The sequence below is a fragment of the Hymenobacter busanensis genome, assembly GCF_008727865.1.
Classification (GTDB): Bacteria; Bacteroidota; Bacteroidia; order Cytophagales; family Hymenobacteraceae; genus Solirubrum; species Solirubrum busanense.
Map to the genome: position 1 here is coordinate 404,511 of NZ_VTWU01000002.1, position 16,993 is coordinate 421,503.

18 protein-coding genes and 1 tRNA gene are annotated in these 16,993 nt (G+C 59.4%); 7 read left to right on the forward strand and 12 right to left on the reverse strand.

Going from position 1 to position 16,993, the window contains the following annotated elements; translation table 11 throughout:
* Window positions 1-262: 262 nt before the first annotated feature.
* The 7 genes from F0P96_RS06170 to F0P96_RS06200 form a co-directional block, all read right to left on the reverse strand.
* Window positions 263-1,246: a radical SAM protein gene (locus F0P96_RS06170; RefSeq protein ID WP_151077944.1), complete on the reverse strand. Its 984-nt coding sequence runs from the start codon at window positions 1,244-1,246 to the stop codon at window positions 263-265.
* A gap of 148 nt (window positions 1,247-1,394) precedes the next feature.
* Window positions 1,395-2,156 (reverse strand): endonuclease III domain-containing protein, encoded by a 762-nt coding sequence (locus F0P96_RS06175; protein WP_151077945.1) that lies wholly within the window; start codon window positions 2,154-2,156, stop codon window positions 1,395-1,397.
* 132 nt (window positions 2,157-2,288) lie between these two features.
* On the reverse strand, window positions 2,289-2,996 hold the full coding sequence (locus F0P96_RS06180; RefSeq protein ID WP_151077946.1) for a YiaD family glycine zipper/OmpA-like lipoprotein: 708 nt from the start codon (window positions 2,994-2,996) through the stop codon (window positions 2,289-2,291).
* 429 nt (window positions 2,997-3,425) lie between these two features.
* Window positions 3,426-3,725: a glycine zipper domain-containing protein gene (locus F0P96_RS06185; RefSeq protein WP_151077947.1), complete on the reverse strand. Its 300-nt coding sequence runs from the start codon at window positions 3,723-3,725 to the stop codon at window positions 3,426-3,428.
* A gap of 188 nt (window positions 3,726-3,913) precedes the next feature.
* Window positions 3,914-4,657: a YiaD family glycine zipper/OmpA-like lipoprotein gene (locus F0P96_RS06190; protein ID WP_167291173.1), complete on the reverse strand. Its 744-nt coding sequence runs from the start codon at window positions 4,655-4,657 to the stop codon at window positions 3,914-3,916.
* A gap of 227 nt (window positions 4,658-4,884) precedes the next feature.
* Complete coding sequence (gene accD, locus F0P96_RS06195; protein WP_151078305.1) at window positions 4,885-5,760, reverse strand: acetyl-CoA carboxylase, carboxyltransferase subunit beta; 876 nt, start codon at window positions 5,758-5,760, stop codon at window positions 4,885-4,887.
* Between the two features lie 138 nt (window positions 5,761-5,898).
* The gene (locus F0P96_RS06200; protein ID WP_151077948.1) at window positions 5,899-6,951 is read right to left on the reverse strand and encodes a class I fructose-bisphosphate aldolase; all 1,053 of its coding nucleotides are present in this window, start codon (window positions 6,949-6,951) and stop codon (window positions 5,899-5,901) included.
* A 162-nt stretch (window positions 6,952-7,113) separates the two neighbouring features.
* Here F0P96_RS06200 and F0P96_RS06205 point away from each other — a divergent pair, with 162 nt between their 5' ends.
* From F0P96_RS06205 to F0P96_RS06215, 3 genes are read left to right on the forward strand one after another with little or no spacing between them, the layout of a single operon-like run.
* On the forward strand, window positions 7,114-8,124 hold the full coding sequence (locus F0P96_RS06205; protein ID WP_235917401.1) for an OmpA/MotB family protein: 1,011 nt from the start codon (window positions 7,114-7,116) through the stop codon (window positions 8,122-8,124).
* A 50-nt stretch (window positions 8,125-8,174) separates the two neighbouring features.
* Window positions 8,175-8,978 (forward strand): hypothetical protein, encoded by an 804-nt coding sequence (locus tag F0P96_RS06210; protein ID WP_151077949.1) that lies wholly within the window; start codon window positions 8,175-8,177, stop codon window positions 8,976-8,978.
* Between the two features lie 41 nt (window positions 8,979-9,019).
* Window positions 9,020-9,694 carry a hypothetical protein gene (locus F0P96_RS06215; protein WP_151077950.1) on the forward strand — a complete coding sequence of 225 codons (675 nt, stop codon included), beginning with the start codon at window positions 9,020-9,022 and terminating at the stop codon, window positions 9,692-9,694.
* 88 nt (window positions 9,695-9,782) lie between these two features.
* Here the strand turns inward: F0P96_RS06215 and F0P96_RS06220 are convergent, their stop codons facing one another.
* Together F0P96_RS06220 and F0P96_RS06225 are read right to left on the reverse strand one after the other, a co-directional pair.
* Window positions 9,783-10,766: an MBL fold metallo-hydrolase gene (locus F0P96_RS06220; RefSeq protein WP_151077951.1), complete on the reverse strand. Its 984-nt coding sequence runs from the start codon at window positions 10,764-10,766 to the stop codon at window positions 9,783-9,785.
* A 159-nt stretch (window positions 10,767-10,925) separates the two neighbouring features.
* Window positions 10,926-12,065 carry a cystathionine gamma-synthase gene (locus F0P96_RS06225; RefSeq protein WP_151077952.1) on the reverse strand — a complete coding sequence of 380 codons (1,140 nt, stop codon included), beginning with the start codon at window positions 12,063-12,065 and terminating at the stop codon, window positions 10,926-10,928.
* Between the two features lie 150 nt (window positions 12,066-12,215).
* Between F0P96_RS06225 and F0P96_RS06230 the strand changes: the two genes are divergently transcribed.
* The 4 genes from F0P96_RS06230 to F0P96_RS06245 all read left to right on the forward strand — a co-directional run bounded on the left by F0P96_RS06230 (window position 12,216) and on the right by F0P96_RS06245 (window position 14,789).
* Window positions 12,216-13,202 (forward strand): DUF2167 domain-containing protein, encoded by a 987-nt coding sequence (locus F0P96_RS06230; protein ID WP_160620401.1) that lies wholly within the window; start codon window positions 12,216-12,218, stop codon window positions 13,200-13,202.
* A gap of 84 nt (window positions 13,203-13,286) precedes the next feature.
* Window positions 13,287-14,000 carry a TVP38/TMEM64 family protein gene (locus tag F0P96_RS06235; RefSeq protein ID WP_151077954.1) on the forward strand — a complete coding sequence of 238 codons (714 nt, stop codon included), beginning with the start codon at window positions 13,287-13,289 and terminating at the stop codon, window positions 13,998-14,000.
* A gap of 109 nt (window positions 14,001-14,109) precedes the next feature.
* A tRNA-Arg gene (locus tag F0P96_RS06240) sits at window positions 14,110-14,183 on the forward strand.
* Between the two features lie 321 nt (window positions 14,184-14,504).
* A complete protein-coding gene (locus F0P96_RS06245) occupies window positions 14,505-14,789 on the forward strand; it encodes a helix-turn-helix domain-containing protein (RefSeq protein WP_151077955.1) in 285 nt (94 codons plus the stop codon).
* A 64-nt stretch (window positions 14,790-14,853) separates the two neighbouring features.
* On the opposite strand, the gene F0P96_RS06250 is transcribed toward F0P96_RS06245, so the two are convergent.
* The 3 genes from F0P96_RS06250 to F0P96_RS06260 form a co-directional block, all read right to left on the reverse strand.
* Window positions 14,854-15,165, reverse strand: a complete 312-nt coding sequence (locus F0P96_RS06250; protein WP_151077957.1) for a hypothetical protein — start codon at window positions 15,163-15,165, stop codon at window positions 14,854-14,856.
* A gap of 469 nt (window positions 15,166-15,634) precedes the next feature.
* The gene (locus F0P96_RS06255) at window positions 15,635-16,231 is read right to left on the reverse strand and encodes a hypothetical protein (protein WP_151077959.1); all 597 of its coding nucleotides are present in this window, start codon (window positions 16,229-16,231) and stop codon (window positions 15,635-15,637) included.
* Window positions 16,228-16,626, reverse strand: a complete 399-nt coding sequence (locus F0P96_RS06260) for a hypothetical protein (RefSeq protein WP_151077961.1) — start codon at window positions 16,624-16,626, stop codon at window positions 16,228-16,230. Before F0P96_RS06260 ends, F0P96_RS06255 begins: the two co-directional genes overlap by 4 nt.
* Window positions 16,627-16,993 lie beyond the last annotated feature (367 nt).

A 16,993-nucleotide genomic window follows, 5' to 3' on the forward strand; every position in this document is an offset into this window, starting at 1 on the left:
TGCTACGGCCCTGCTTCCCAACCTGTGTGGCCGATTTACCAGTATCAGCACAGCGGTTCCCGGCGCGTGGCCGCAGCTTCCCGGTGTCTGCGCATCAGTTCCCATCCCCTCTCCGCGACTTCCCGGAGGGTGAGCAAGTCTTCCCACGCTCTGGCCTGCCCCCCCAGGCCGTGCGCGTCGTTCCCCAGGCCGTACCAACACCTCCCAGCCTGTAACCGAGCTTCCCAGGCTGTATCTTTTCTCCCGGTTTCCTACCTCGGGCCTACCGTGCCAGCATCCGTTTCCAGGTGCCTTTGTGCCAGTTGTACTTGAGCGTGCTGGGCAGAGCTTGCCAGAAATACTTGCTGGTTTCTACCGCAAAGCTGGGCTGCATGTAGCAGTTGATGGTGCAGCCTTCGCACTGCGGCAGGCGGCCTTCCAGCGCGGCCAGCGTTTGCACCGGCTCGGAGTGGTAGAGGTCGTGCAGCCGGCCTTCGATGGGGAAGCTGCGGGTACCGAGGTGGTAGCAGGGCAGCACCAGCTCGTTGGAAGGCGAAATGACGAGCGTGGTGCTGGCAGCCCGGCACACAGGCGCGGCCACGTGGTTGCCGCCGTCGCGCCGCAGCTGAATGAAAGCCTCGTTGAGGTACACGCCGGGCCGCTTGCCGAAGGCCGACACGTGCGCCAGCTGCTCCTCCGTGAGCTGGGCGCCGGCTTCCACGGCGTTGTACTCGAAAGCGGGGTTAATGATCAGCATCAGGCCGTTGGGGCGGCTGATGTCGCGGTACACGGCCTCGAGCTGGTCGAGGTTTTCGGGGAAAACGGTGAACAGGATATCGGGCCGCTCGCCCAGCTCCCTGGCTACCCGAATGCTTTCCATCACGAAATCGAAGCAAGGCACGCCCCGGCCGCGGTCGTGCTGGTCTTTTTCGCTGCTGTCGAGGGAGAAATGCAGCATGTCGATTTTCCCGCGCAGCCGCTCAGCATACTTCGGGTACAGCATGCCGTTGGTCGTCACCGTCGTGATGAACCCCATGTCGTGGGCCAGGGCCAGAAACTCGGGCAGCTGCCGGTGCAGCAGCGGCTCGCCACCCGTGAAGTCAATTACGGACACGCCCAGCCGCTTTAGGTCGCGCAGGTTTTGCTCCACGTCGGCCAGCTGAATATAGGGCGAGGGTTTCTCCCAGATGTCGCAGAACGAGCACTTGGCATTGCACCGGTAGGTGACGTAGTAATTGCACAGAACCGGATGGTTAACAAGGCGCATATTTTTAGCAGACGGCTATTAGCTGATGGCTGTTGGCGGCAAGTTACGCCCTTTGTCGGGGCGAGGCGGGATTACGCTGCCCCACAGCAAGCCACAGTCGGCACTCGGCTGGCAGCTCTCGGCTAACAGCCAATGGCCAATAGCTTAATTAGTGCTGCTTCTTTCCTTCCCACTTTTTGGGCGTAGCGGCCAGCGCGGCGGCATCGGCGGGGCCGTAGTGCTCCAAGTAGTAGTTGCAGAAGCTTTTCAGCGGGCAGGCCGGGCAGTTCGGCTTGGTGAAAAAGCAGATGTGCTGCCCCAGCCAGTAGTTGTGCTTGTGAAAGTTGAACAGTGCCTCGGCGTCGGCTGGCAGCAGAGCCAGCAACACCGTATGCGCCTTGTCCGCCGACACCTTCGGGCCGATCATGCCCACGCGCTGCGCCACGCGGTGCACGTGGGTATCGACGGGAAGCAGCGGCTTGCGGAAGTTGAAGAGCAGCACCAACGACGCCGTCTTCAGGCCGATGCCGGGCATATCGGTCAGCCACGCCAAGGCTTTATTGGTGGGCCAGTCGGCCAGAAAATCGAGCGTGTAGTCGCCGGCCTCGGCCTTGATGCGCCGTAGAATCTCCTGAATGCGCGGCGCCTGCGTGTCGGGCCAGCGCGTGGTGCGAATGGCGTGGGCCAGCGCGGTCGTCGGTGCGGCTTCTACCCCGGCCCAGTCGCCAAACGCTTCCAGCATCCGGTCATAAGCCAGTTCTTCGTCGTCGTGGGTGGTGCGGTGCGACAAGACCGTACTGATCAGCTCGCGCATGGGCGTGCGACGCGGTTCGCGCGGCAGCAGGCCGTAGAACTCGTTCAGAATGGCGTGGTCGGCCAGGGCTTTGGCGGCGGATGGCGAATCGTAGGTAGCGAGGGGCGCGATAGGCATAAACGGTTGTACCGCCGGGCTGCGGCGCGGGTTACTCCAAACGCCTCAACAACGGGCACAAAAAAATCCGGCGGCTCCCGCGTTGGGGAGCCGCCGGATTGGCAGCAGGACTGCGGCTATGGCCGGCCCAGCTTAGATGGTGCCTTTTTCGGCAGCTTTCTTCAGCTTCTCGTTGGCGTAGATGGCTACTTCCACGCGGCGGTTCTGGCTGCGGCCAGCTTCGGTTGTGTTGTCGGCAATCGGCTGGTGCGAACCGTAGCCCTTCACTTCGAAGCGCGACGACTCCACCCCTTGGTTCATGGCGTAGTTGGCTACGGCCTGAGCGCGGCGAACCGACAGCGGATCGTTGATGGCATCGGAGCCGGTGTTGTCGGTGTGGCCTTCAATCAGCACGTTGGTGTCGCCGTACTTCTTGAGGGTTTCAGCCAGCGTGCCAATGTTTTCCTGGGCAGCAGCGGTGAGGGTCGACGAGTTCTTGGCGAACAGGATGCCCGAAGCAAAGGTGATTTTGATGCCTTCGCCTACGCGCTCTACTTTGGCACCGGCCATGTCGCGGCGCAGTTCTTCGGCTTGCTTGTCCATGCGACGACCGATGAGGGCACCAGCGCCACCGCCTACGGCAGCACCAATTACGGCGCCTACAGCGGTACCTTTTTTGCCACCAATCACGCGGCCCAGTACGGCACCGCCGGCAGCACCGCCCAAGCCACCAATGATGCCGCCCTTAGCGGTTTTGCTCATCGGTTTTTTGGTGGTCGTGGTTTGGGCCTGCGAGAAGGTTGAGCCCAGCAGCAGCACAAAGGCCAGCAGCATTGCGAGAGAAGAACGGAGGGTGTTCATGGGGTATTGGGGGTTGGGTTGTTTCTGAGTGAATGGAGCAGTGAAACCAGTGCGGCGGGCCATTGCTCCGTGTTTGGGTGGTGTTAGGCAACCACCTTGCCAAAAATCAAAGACTGCTGGAAAAGCACCAGTCAATTTCCTGACATTCAGCGGCAATAATTTTCAGAATACCGCCTGCAGCTTGTCTTGTGCTGCCTTAGCAGATGTTAGCAGCGCATTGCTACCGGCGGTAAAGATGTAACCAAACGCGCAAACTTTGCCTACGCGCCGGTGGCCGCGTTTGCTGCCGCCCTAAACGCGGCCGTAGTTGGATTGTTGCCGTGCAGCCCAAAAACAAAAAGGCCGCCCCGGTTTCGGAACAGCCTTTTTGGCTCGTAATCTTATGGTTAAGTCCTGATACTTTTTCAGGAAAGCTCAGCCAAGAGTCACCTAGTCTTTGCGCGAATACTGGTCATAACGCACCGGGTCTTTCTTCTTATCCTTTTTGCGCCCAATGATGGCGCCACCCACGGCACCGGCGGCGCCACCAATCAGCGCGCCCTTGCCCCGGTCGCCTTTCCCGGCAATTACAGCGCCGGTGGCGGCGCCGGCACCGGCGCCTACCACGGCGCCCTTGCCTTTTTTGCTCCAACCTTTTTTCGGAGTTGTCTGGGCCTCGGCCGAAACAGTAGCCGCTCCCAGGAGCGAAACGCTCAGAACAGCAGCAACGAAAGCTTTATGAAAGTTCATGATTTCTAGGAGTTGAGTTCTGCAACAACGCGCGGCAACGACGCCGTTGTAGAATAGTGAGACAATGGTATTGAAACGCAGCTACCAGTGCCTGGGGTTACAAGCCGCTATGGTTGGCTCCCTTAAGCTATAAGCAAAAAGGCCACACCCTGCGGCGCGGCCTTTTTGCTTTCAGTTGACGGGGTGCCTTAGAGCGTGCCGTTTTCGGCAGCTTTCTTCATTTTCTCGTTGGCGAAAATGGCAATTTCCACGCGGCGGTTAGCCTGCTTGCCTTCCATAGTGGTGTTGTCGGCTACGGGCTGCGACGAGCCGTAGCCTTTGGTCGTGATGCGGGCCGCATCGACGCCCTGCTGAATGGTGTAGTTGGCCACGGCTTGGGCCCGGCGCTCCGACAGCGGTTGGTTGATGGCGTCCGAGCCACTGTTGTCGGTGTGGCCTTCCACCAACACGTTGGTGTCGGGGTATTTTTTCAGCACCGTAGCCATGTTCTGGATTTCGGTTTGCGAAGCGGCGCGCAAATCCGACTTGTTCGTATCAAACAAGATGCCCGAGTCGAAGGTGATTTTGATGCCTTCGCCCACCCGCTCTACGCGGGCGTTCTTCATGTCGCGCTGCAGTTCTTCGGCCTGCTTGTCCATTTTGCGGCCGATAACGGCGCCCGTAGCACCGCCCACGGCGGCGCCGGTAATGGCCCCGATGGCAGTACCGTTTTTGCCGCCGATTACGCGGCCCAGCACAGCACCGGCCGCGGCACCGGCACCGGCGCCAATGAGGCCGCCTTTGGCCGTTTTGCTCATGCCCGGGTCGTTGCGGGCGCCGCCCCCGTTGCTGGAGGGCAAGCTACCGCTCGAAGCGGTTTGTGACGATTTGCAGGCGCTGAACAGTATGGTACAGAGCAACAGCAGCGAAAGGAGTGATTTGAGGGAGTTCATGGAGTACAAGTGGAAAAGTTGAGGGAGTCGGCGGATTGACTTTTGCCGGTATCTACTGCATCTGGTTGCAAAATGTTCGGGGAATATAGCCGAGGCCGTATTTTCAAGACTCTAACCGGCTGCCACTCCGAATGATGCAAGCGTAGACGCGGCAAACCCCGCTCCGATGTCGGTTCAGACACCAAAGCGGGGTTTTCAAGAAGCGTGCCGAAGCACAACCTCCGCTATCAGCGGGGAACAGCCGGTGCCTCCACCACGGCCGGCCGCAGCATGTGCAGCAGGTCGGTGAGTTGCTGCTTGAGCTGCTTGCGGTCCACAATGAAATCGAGGAAGCCGTGCTCAAGCACAAACTCGGCGCTCTGAAAGCCCTTAGGCAGGTCTTTGCCAATGGTTTCCTTGATAACGCGCGGCCCGGCAAAGCCGATGAGCGCGCCCGGCTCGGAGATGTTGAAGTCGCCGAGCATGGCGTAGGAAGCCGTGACACCGCCGGTGGTGGGGTCGGTGAGCAACGAGATGTAGGGCACGCCGGCTTCGGAAAGCAGGGCGAGTTTGGCCGAGGTCTTGGCCATCTGCATCAGCGAGTAGCCGGCTTCCATCATGCGCGCCCCGCCCGATTTGCTGATCATCAGGAACGGAATGCGGTGCTGGCGGGCGTAGTCGATGGCGCGGGCAATTTTCTCGCCAACCACCGAGCCCATGGAGCCGCCGATGAAGCGGAAGTCCATGCAGGCCACCACCAAATCCTGGCCGTTCATGAGGCCGTGGGCCGTGCGCACGGCGTCTTTCAGGCCTGTTTGGCGCTGCGTAGCCGCAATGCGCTGCGGGTAGGCCTTGGTGTCCACAAAGTGCAGCGGGTCGGCCGACGACAGGTTTGTGTCGAGTTCAGTGAACCGGTTGTCGTCGAAGAGCACCTCAAAGTACTCGGCCGAGTCGATGCGGTCGTGGTAGTTGCACTTGCCGCAGGTGTAGAGCAGGCGCCGATGTTCGCCCATGTCGGCCACGGTACCGCACTCGGGGCACTTGTACCACAAGCCGTCGGGCGTCTCCTTCTTCTGTTCCGTCGGGGTGATGATGCCCTTCTCCTGACGCTTAAACCAAGCCATGCTTTGCATTCAGTTTGCTGGATAAATTCTGAGGCAATGAGTGCGTTTCTGCCAGTGCAGCAGATGAAGATGAGCAACAAACAACGGCTTCAAGACCTCGTTTGTTGCTCATCTTCAGGCACTCATTGATGACTGCCGCTAGGCAATCGTGATTTGCTCGTTCAGGTACACGTCCTGAATGGCGTTGAGTAAGTCCACGCCTTCGGCGAAGGGGCGCTGGAAGGCCTTGCGGCCCGAAATCAGCCCTTGCCCGCCGGCGCGCTTGTTGATGATGGCCGTGCGAATGGCCTCGTCGCGGTCGGTGGCGCCTTTGCTTTCGCCGCCCGAGTTGATGAGCCCGATGCGGCCCATGTAGCAGTTGGCCACCTGGTAGCGCGTCAGATCAATCGGGTTGTCGGAGGCCAGGGTTTCGTACATGGCCTTGTGGGTCTTGCCGAACTTGAGGGCACTGAAACCGCCGTTGTTTTCGGGCAGTTTCTGCTTGATGATATCGGCGCCGATGGTGACGCCCAGGTGGTTGGCCTGCCCGGTGAGGTCGGCCGATACGTGGTAGTCCTTGTCGGCGGTTTTGAAGGCGTTGTTGCGGGTGTAGCACCACAGCACCGTGGCCATGCCCAGCTCGTGAGCCCGCTCGAAAGCCTGGGCCACTTCCTGAATCTGGCGGCTCGACTCTTCCGAGCCGAAGTAAATGGTAGCCCCCACGGCCGTAGCGCCGAGGTTCCAAGCCTCCTCTACCGAGCCGAACATGATCTGGTCGAACTTGTTGGGGTAGGTCAGCAGCTCGTTGTGGTTGATTTTGACCAGAAAGGGGATTTTGTGGGCGTACTTGCGCGCCACCGTCCCGAAGGTGCCAAACGTAGTGGCCACCGCGTTGCAGCCGCCTTCCACGGCCAGCTTGATGATGTTTTCGGGGTCGAAGTACATCGGGTTCGGCCCGAACGAGGCGCCGGCGGTGTGCTCGATGCCTTGGTCGACGGGCAGGATGCTCATGTAGCCGGTGCCGGCGAGGCGGCCCGTATTGTAGAGCTGGCCGAGGCTGCGTAAGACCTGCGGCGAACGGCTCGATTGCAAAAAGCACCGGTCGATGAAATCGGCGCCGGGCAGGTGAATTTGGTCCTTCGTAATGGTTTGACACTCGTGCTGGAGCAGCGCTTCTACTTCGGCGCTTACCTGGAGGGTGCTGGTGGCCATGCTCGGGGTGGTAGGGAAGAAATGGGAGGGGAAACGGTCGACAAATATAGGTCGAAAATCGGTTCAGGTGAGGCCTTTGATTGACGGTTCGGCCGTTACGGACTACCTTGCCAACGCCGTACGGCCGGCTCCGTAATCCGGTCTTTTTTGCCTTCTTCTTTCGTGAAAAACTCCTCTTCTACTCTCCTGCTGGCCGCTGCGCTGCTCGGCAGCGCCACCCTGCCCGGCTGCGTTGCTTCCAAAAAATACGACGACCTGGTGGCCCGCCAGAAAGCTACCGACCAGTCGCGCGAGGCGGCCGAGCGGCAGGCCCGCGAAGCCGTTGCCGAACTCAAAAAAGCCACCGAGTCGCTCAACGAGCTGCGGCTGGAAAACCGGCGTCTCGTAACCGATTCGGCCCAGACCGGCACCATCCTGCGCAAAACCCAGGTGCTGTACCGCGAGCTGAGCGACACCTACGACAAGCTCATCAAGAACAACGAGAAGGTGCTGGCCAACAAAACGGCCGATTACCAGAAAGTGGCGCAAGACCTGGCCCGCCGCGAAGCCGAGCTGGGCGAGCTGTCAAACAACCTCAACAAGAGCCGCGGCGAAATCGACAAGCTGGCCGCCGACGTGAAAACCCGTGAGGCCCGCCTGGCCGAACTGGAGAAGGCGCTGGCCGAGAAAGACGCGGCCGTGAATGCCCTGAAGGCCAAAGTGAGCAACGCGCTGCTTGCATTCAAAGCCAGCGACCTGCAGGTGAAGGTGAAGGACGGCAAGGTGTACGTGTCGTTGTCGGAGCAGCTCTTGTTCAAATCGGGCTCCACGAAAGTTGACCCGAAAGGCCAGGAGGCGCTGACCAAGCTGGCGGGCGTACTCAAGGAGCAGCGCGACGTGAACGTGGTGGTGGAAGGCCACACCGACAACGTGGCCATTCTGAAAGGCACCGCGGGCATGCAGGACAACTGGGATTTGAGCGTACTGCGCGCCACCGAAATTGCCCGCCTGCTGACGGCTGGCGGGGTGCAGCCGGAGCGCGTGACGGCCTCGGGCCGCTCGCAGTACGTGCCCGTGGCGGCCAACGACAACGCCGCTAACAAGGCCATGAACCGCCGCACCGAAATCATTCTGACGCCCAAGCTCGACGAGCTGTTTCAGCTGCTGGACGCCAACTCGCAGCCCGCGAAATAATCTAACCCTGTCTACGTTACGTTATTCTTGTTACTCAACCCCACAGCTCTATGAAACACTGGATACGATTGGTCATGTTGCTGGCCGTTTGGGCCGGCAGCACTACTGCTGCCTGGGCCACGCACGTATTTGGCGGCCAACTGACCTATAAACATCTTGGCGGGCAGCAGTACCGGGTAACGCTGACGGAATACCTCGACCCGGCTTCAATGGCCACCGTGATGCAGACCAGCGTAACACTCAGCTGTACCCGCAACGGCTGCTCGCCCACTAATACTGGCAATTTCACGACTGAGATGATGAAAACCGGCGAGCGGTATTTTCCCAGCATGAGCTGCACAGGCGTCCAGAATGTTTATTTGGCTCGAACCTTCACTGTAGACGTGCAGCTGCCACCGGCTAGTTGGGCATTGAGCATTGATGATTCCAACCGGTCGGTGGTCATGTCGAATCTGTATCGACCCGACCAAAAAACCATGCACCTGGAAACACGGTTAGACAATACAACTGGCCTGGTCGATCAGTCTCCGCAGCTTTCTATTTTTCAGCTCCCCTTTGCGGCAGTGGGCCAGACTGCCTTTTACAACTTCGGCGCCTACGATGCTGACGGGGATTCGCTGGTATACAGCTTGGCACATCCCTCGGGCCACAGCTCCCCGCTCCCTGCTTGCGCCGACTCTATTGCGTTTACCGGCTATGCCGCCGGGCAAGTCACCGATTCGGGCAACGGACAGGCTGTTGCTTTTCCCGCCGGGATGCTGTCGGTCGGACTACCAATGCCCGCTTTTCGCGCCGAAAATGGTGTGGTGGAGCCCGCCTTACAGCTTAACCGCCAACTGGCCAACTGGTGGTGACCCCAGCAGCATTAGGGCAATATGCCGTAGCGGTGCAAATAGTGCAATACCGTCGCATCAATGGCCAGCCAGTACGCATTGGCAGTTCCATTAGCGAGGTGGTTTATACAGTTTATAATTCCACTAACCGCACACCGTTTGTACAGGCGGTAACGTTGAACGGTGCTTCCGCAACAATCAATCAGCCGCTATCGGTGCGACCCGGCCAGCAGCTTGACCTTGTTGTGACGGCAGCCGACCCTGACGCGGGCCAAAATGTGCAATTGCAAAGCGACGTAACGTCCCTGCTGCCCGGCGCCACATTTCAAACCAGCTTCCCAGCGCCGTCGGCCCGCGTTACTTGGCAAGTACCGGCCAATGCCCCATTCGGCAGCACTTATTCCTTCGGCATTGCCCTAACCGACGACGCCTGTCCGAGCCGGGGCACTGCGGTGTATACGATTCCGCTGCGCGTCGGCGCGTTGGTTGCCTCGGCTCAGAACCGGCGCAATGTTGCACAGCTCTCGGCCTATCCTACCCCGTTTACCAACCGAGTACGCTTTCAACTGGCTGGCTCATTGGCCCAGCCGGTGGTCATCACCGACGGACAAGGCCGGGAAGTAGCCCGCCTCCTTTCGCAGCCCGACGGCGCGGTGGAATGGACGCCCCGCGGGCTTGTACTTTGCCCGCAGCGCCGACGGACGGCAAATCGTCCGGCTACTGCACCAATAGGCTAGCTCTCCAAACGCCTCGTTTCAGGAAAAACCGTCGCGGCCTGTTCTCGATGCGAGCAGGCCGCGGCAATTCTGGAAGCGTCGGCAGGCGTTATAACCACCAGCGCGAATTATAGGCGCCGTCCGTTGGCACTACCGACTCGCCCGGCCGGGGTAATAGTAGTTCCACTGCATTGGCCGCCGCAGCCACCAGCAGCCGCTCCACCGGCTCGGTCCAGCCGTGAAAAGCCAGGTTAAAGGTTCCCCAATGCAAGGGCAATAACAGCTTGCCGCGCAGGGCCCGGTGCGCCTGCACGGCGTGTTCGGGCCCCATGTGAATATCGGCCCACATGTCGTCGTAGGCGCCGACTTCGAGCATCGTCACGTCGAAAGGGCCGTATGCCGCGCCGATTTCGCGGAAGCCAGCTTCGTAGGGTCCGGAGTCGCCGCCGAAAAAGGCGCGGTGCGTAGGGCCCAGCAGGCACCACGATGCCCACAGCGTGTTGTCGCGGGTGAGGGAGCGGCCGGAAAAGTGCCGGGCGGGCGTGGCAACCAGCGTGTGCGCTGGGCCCAGTGGCACTTCCTGCCACCAGTCCAATTCCGTGACTTGCGCGGCCCTGACACCCCAGCGCCGCAGGTGCCCGCCCACGCCCAACGGGCAGTAGAACGGCACGCCGGTGCGGCTCAACTCCCGAATGGCGCTTTTGTCGAGGTGGTCGTAGTGGTCGTGCGACAGGATGACGGCATCGAGTTTGGGAAGTTCCGCCAGCGCCAGCGGCGGGGCAAAAAAGCGCTTCGGCCCAACGGCCGACGAAGGCGACGCGCGCGGCCGCCACACCGGGTCGGTCAGCACGCGCTTGCCGTCAATTTCGATGAGCGTCGACGAGTGTCCAAACCACGTTACGCGCAGGCCCTGAGCCGGCGCGGGCGCAGCCAAGGCTGCCACATCGGCCCGAAACGGCCCCAGCGGCTTGGCGGGCTCGCGCAGTTCCTTGCCTAGCAGCCAGCGTTGCGCCATGCGGCCGTAGTCGGCCGACATGCCGGTGGGAATGGTGTTGAGGTATTTCTTACCGCCGAACCGGGAAGGAGTTTTCATAATCAGCAAACGGGCGGCCACAAGCAGCCGCTTTAGGCACGACGTGTTAGCGGCACATTTACTTTATTTCCCCGGTCCGCATCAACAGCAAAGCCGCCTGCTCCACATGGCACAGGCGGCTTTGCTATTGACCCCGAAAGGCGTTTCGTTGGCAAGAAACTAGCCGATGGCCTGGGCCAGGTCGGCAATCAGGTCTTCGGCGTCTTCAATGCCCACACTCAGACGAATGAGCGAATCGGACAGGCCGGCTTTGCGGCGCTCTTCGGCCGGAATGCTGGCGTGCGTCATGGTGGCGGGGTGGCCCGAGAGGCTTTCGACGCCGCCGAGGCTTTCGGCCAGCGAGAATAGCTCAAACTTCTCCAGCACGGCTACGGCATCCTCAATCTTATCGGTTTTGAGCACGAAGGAAATCATGCCGCCGAAGTCGCGCATCTGCTGGCGTGCCACCTGGTGGTTGGGGTGCGACTCGAAGCCGGGCCAGTACACCTGCCCTACTTTAGGGTGCTGCTTGAGGTACTCGGCCACGGCGCGGCCGTTTTCGCAGTGGCGCTGCATGCGCACGTGCAGGGTTTTGAGGCCGCGCAAAATTAGGAAGCAGTCTTGCGGGCCGGGCGTGCCGCCCGAGGCGTTCTGGATGTAGGCCAGGCGCTCGGCCAGTTCGGCGTCTTTCATCACCAGAGCGCCCATCACCACGTCGGAGTGGCCGCCCATGTACTTGGTGAGCGAGTACATCACCACATCGGCGCCCAGTTCCAGCGGAGTTTGCAGGTAGGGCGTGGCAAAGGTGTTGTCGACCACCAGCAGCGCGCCCGATTCTTTCGCCACCTCGGCCATGGCCTTGATGTCGATGATGTGCAGCAGCGGGTTGGTGGGCGTTTCGGCCCAAATGAGCTTGGTGCGCTCGTTGCAGGCGGCGCGCACGGCTTCCTTGTCGTGCATGGGCACGAAGTGAAACTTGATGCCGTATTTGGCGAAGATGCGCGTGAAAATGCGGTACGAACCGCCGTACAGGTCGTTGGTCGCCACCACTTCGTCGCCGGGCTCCAGCAGTTTCACCATGCAGTCGATGGCAGCCATGCCGGAGGCAAAGCACAGGCCGTGGGTACCATTGTCGAGGGCCGCCAGGGCATCCTGCAGCTGCGTGCGGGTGGGGTTGTGGGTGCGTGAGTACTCGTAGCCTTTATGGTCGCCGGGGGAGCGTTGCACGTAGGTCGAGGTCTGGTAGATGGGCGTCATGATGGCGCCGGTGGTGGGGTCCGGGTGCACGCCGGCATGGATGGCTTTGGTGCCGAATTTCATAGCAACTGCTTGGAACGTGAGAAAGGGGAAACGCTGAAGCGGCCCAAAGGTAGCAGGGCATTTTTTCTTGGCGCGGGTTTGCCACCAAGCTGCTGGTGCTCCATATCTTGTACCCGTTTGCCTTATTCGTTCACCTTTCCATTTTACCGCTTGAAACACTTTTTACGCCTTCTCTGCCTGCTGCTCGCGCCCGTGCTCGGCGCCCAGGCCGGCACCACGCCCGTCGATTCGGCGGCGTTGTTCAAAGCCAAGGTCGATTCGCTCAACGCGAGCTTCCGCTACCAAACGGGTACCATCAAACTCGGCAAGGACCTGGGCAGCCTCAGCGTGCCCAAAGACATGCGCTTTCTCGACGCCGAACAAAGCAAGCGCGTGCTTACCAAAATCTGGGGCAACCCTGAAACCGCTGCCGAAGACGTGCAGGGCATGCTCTTTCCGCTCGACAAAGGCCCCGTCAGTGAAAACAACTGGGCTTTCGTGGTCAGCTACGAGCCCATGGGCTACGTGAAAGACGACGATGCCGAGGACATCAACTACGACGACCTGCTAAAAGACATGCAGGAGGAAATTCGCGAGGGCAACGCCGCCCGCCGGGAAGCTGGCTACGCAGGCATGGAACTACTCGGTTGGGCCGTGCCGCCGCACTACGACAAAGCGACCCACGCCCTGCATTGGGCCAAAAAGCTGCAGTTTGACAACAACGCCGCCCCCACGCTCAACTACGACGTGCGCTTGCTCGGCCGCAAAGGCGTGCTAAGCCTAAATGCCGTGGCCGACCCCATCCAGCTCGGCTTGGTAGAATCGCAGATTCCGGCCGTTGTCAAGGGCACTGATTTCGCCCAAGGCCTGCGCTACGCCGATTTCGACCCCAAGCTTGACGAAGTAGCAGCCTACTCCATCGGCGGACTGGTAGCTGGCAAAGTACTGGCGAAAGTGGGCGCGCTGGCCGTCATTGCCAAGTTTGGCAAAGCCATTCTGCTGGTGCTGCTCAAAGGCTGGAAGTTTATCCTGCTTGCCTTGGGCGCCGGCTGGTCGTTCATTCGCCGCTTCTTCACCGGCCGCGGCAAGGAAGATGCCGAGCCTACATTGGCCCTCGACGAGGCCGCGGCCGATGGCAATCCACCCACCGAAATGTAGCTTCGGCGCCCGGATTTACGTTTCAGCCCCTACCAAGCGGGCCGGCCCGGCAGCCGGCCCGTTTTTTTATTTCATGCCTTGCCCATGCGCTTTCTCCGAGACCTGTTTCGCACCAATTTTTCCACCCTGCTCTCGATGGGGCTGCTGGTGGCCATGCCGGTGGTGGGCAGTTCGTCGCTGTCGTGGCTGCTCTACCGCAACCAGGAGCTGCTGCAGCACCTCTCGCCGCTGCAGGTGGGCTTGTATTTCCTGCTCATTGCCTTCACGATGGCCTTTGCCCTCACGCCCACCACATTCGTGGCGCTGGTCACGGGCTTCTACTTCGGCTGGCTGGGTTTTCCGGGCATGGTCGTCAGCTATGCCCTGGCGGCGCTGGTTGGCTATGCCATAGCCTCGGTGCTCGACCACGGCAAGATGCTCACCTTTCTGCACCACTTCCCGAAAGCCGATGCCGTGATGCGCGAGCTGAAAAACGACAGCTGGCAGCTTATCCTGCTCACGCGCATTTCGCCCGTTCTGCCCTTCGCCCTCATGACGTTTGTGCTGGCCGTGATGCGCGTGGAACGCAAACGGTTCCTGCTGGCCTCGGTGGTGGGCATGCTGCCGCGCAGCCTGTTCTTCTACTGGCTCGGCACCAAAGCGCAGGACGTGTTCAGCGCCGTGCGCAACCCCGACAGCGGCAGCGCCGGCAAAATTCTCATCGGCGTACTGATTGCGGTATCGGTGTTTGGGTTGTACTGGCTTTTCAACCGCGCTTTGAACCGAGCGCTGCAAAACAGCCAAAAAAATTCCACCTGAATTTCAGCGGCTTGCTTCCCGCAACAGACATTTTTCAAGAGAATAGCCACTTGCCATTTGTGTTTCCGAAAATCAGGAGGCTATCTTTGCACTCCGCAAGACGGAAAACGGTCACGTAGCTCAACTGGATAGAGCACCTGGCTACGAACCAGGAGGTTTGGGGTTCGACTCCCTACGTGACCACTGAAAACGCCCTCAGCACCGCGCTGAGGGCGTTTTTGTTTTCTCTAGTATGCGATGAGTATGCAGGGCACTTCGGAGGGAGCTGAAGAGGGCTATCTTCTGCTATCTTCTAGGTCTGCTCATCGGTGATTCAGACGTTAGCAGAACGTTGCCTATTTCAGCGCCCATTGAGCTGCTGAATAGAATCTTGTTCTGGGGTGCGCAGCAACGCGGCTTCAACTCGACTCTGTACCATCGCTAAAATTTATTTTTCGAAAACAGCTCGATTTTTAAACTAATCGAAAATGAGAATCTATAAGGGGGCACTTAATCAAATCCCCCATGAACATCGGCTTCACACCGAACGAAATCAACGCCCTCGCTGAACAACTCTGCCCTGCTATCCTGCATAGGCTCGACGCGGCAGTCAAGCAGCACCTTAAGTCTTCCACCCCGTCGCTGGTACGGCTCACCGTAAAGGAGGTAGCGGACCAACTGAAGCTGTCTGAAAAGACCATTTTGAAGTACCTCGCGGAGGGTCGGCTTAGTGGGAACAATCTAGGAACAATCACCAAACCAGTTTGGCGAATCAGCCAAAAAGCAGTCGATGATTTTCTAACCCACTGATTGTTTGGGTCTCTGTTGCTGCACGACAACAAAAAGCCCCGGTTACGCCGGGGCTTTTCTCGTATCACAGGTTCTTGTCGTTGTAGAAGATACGGATGAGTTTCATACCGTACTCGTTCAGCTCCACGTCGGTCATGTTGGGGCGCTTGGATGTCACTTCATCAAGCAGTCGTCGCAACATGCTGCGCGTCGCAGTCAGTGGCATATTTGGGGTCAGTTCGTCGGCAAAGTCTTCCAAATCGAACTTTGTTGTCAGCTCGTCCGATGTATCGAAGGTCTGCTGGCGCAACGCATCGGCGATAAGCGTTTTGAAGACCTCCACTGTCTTTTCGTCAAGCGTGAAGGTGTAGGTGTCTTCGGTGGTCGTAGTGGTCATGGTCGTCACGTTAGGCGATGCGTATGAATATAACATCATCTCTCGTTTTCACAAGCGGCTTGCCTATCGCGCACGACGCGTTTGGCGACGATTACAAACCCGTCTGGCAGGGGCGGCAGTATCTCCATTGGAAACTGCAGCCCGTGGACCGGACACGAAATCCAGCCTTCCAGCACGTGCCCGGCTTGACGCCATACAACGCCGACAGCGCCCTCGACCAAGTCGCCGCACGTGGGGCACCAATAGTCTAACAAGGGCGCGTCGTGCTCGTCTACACGAACCTGCCCGTCCGGTTGATGAAGCCACCGATTCGCTAGTGTCGTCATATGATGCTCTCAAGCGGGTAAGCGTTGTACTTCCGGGCGCTGCCGTTCGTCCCGTTGATGTGGTGTTTCACGGCGCGTCCATAAGCGTTCCTAAAAAGGGCAACCACTGATTGATGGGAAAGAGTAAATCCAGCTTGGCGCCGCTAGTACTGCCACGTGCAGGTTGCCAGAAACGGCTTAGGGTGCAGCGAGTGAACCAAACCATCCGGTATCCTGATTTGCCCCAGCCCGTAGTTCAGGTTCGTATGCGTCGTCCGGTCTTTGGCGAATACGATGAACTGGCTGACGACCACCCGGTGACGCTCTTTTCGGATGTTCAACGGATTTAGCGCATACGAGAGCCGCCAGTCCATCGCCTGCTTGAATGTGACCCTCTTCTCTTGCCCCATGGTCATTCCCGCCAACTGCGCGGTGAGGACGGGCGACGTCCGGATATAGGAATTCGAAAGGCGGAGTTCCGTGCCACTGCCGGCGAGATAGTGGGTAAGGATAGCAGCCCCCTCCGGCGATACCACATGCCCGCCCGCCGCAAGCGTTTTGTAGAGCAGCATACACTGCACCCGGTCAGTGGCGTCCAGCCTGCCCGTGCTGAGGAAGCGGGCATATATCCGGTCCAGATGCTGGCTCACGGCGCGGTCGAACATGCGCCCTAGTGGCGAAGCCAGTACCGCCACAACGAGGCTGCCGCCAAGCAGGCAACCTGCGGTAATTCGGGAAAGTCGGCGGGTAAGAGGTGTCATGGCAGGCAGCGGTATCGGGTATATTCTTGGGCGTTGTGCGGCACCGGCGTACTGCTCAGGCGCACTACAAAAGCTTTCGTGGTTGCGCTGACTGCTGCAACGCGCAGGTCGGGGTCGGTCTGGATGGCTTCGTGGGCTGGCGATGCTTGGAGCTGCTTCAGAATGTACTGCGCCAAGTCCCGAGGCGCACGGCTGCGGGCGTTGTAGAGGGTACCGCAAAGTTCTGCGTAGCCATTGTTCGGGTCGTGGGATAGGGTATCGCGCTGGTCCAGATAACGATTGAAGAGCGCCGCTCCGTATAGCAGGTCGGCGCTGAATTCGGGGGGCGCGGTGCACGGTAGGAGCCGCTGCCGGTGCTGGTTCAGCGCAGCGATGTATTCGTTGAGGGCAATCACGTATTCGGCGTTGAGCCAAAGTAAAAAGTGTCGCTCTGCCGCCAGTACAGGTCAGGTAGACCATGACTGCTTCCGCCAGCCCAGCGACTTTATTTCTTATCTGCTTTTGCGAGAAAGCCGTCATGCCGGTAAAATTTTCACATGGTAAAGGCTCGCGCACAATTGCGACATGTAGCTTTTATCAAAACACAACTCATTTAATATCAATCAATTGCTACATAGTCGCCCTATTAATGGATAGAAAACGAAATGAGATTATGTTATTGATATTTTCACAGGTTGGACGTTACATGAATTATCATCATCAACCCAAATTAGATATAATCCACCCAGTTCTCAGGAATATTATTCTACATATTATTTAAGG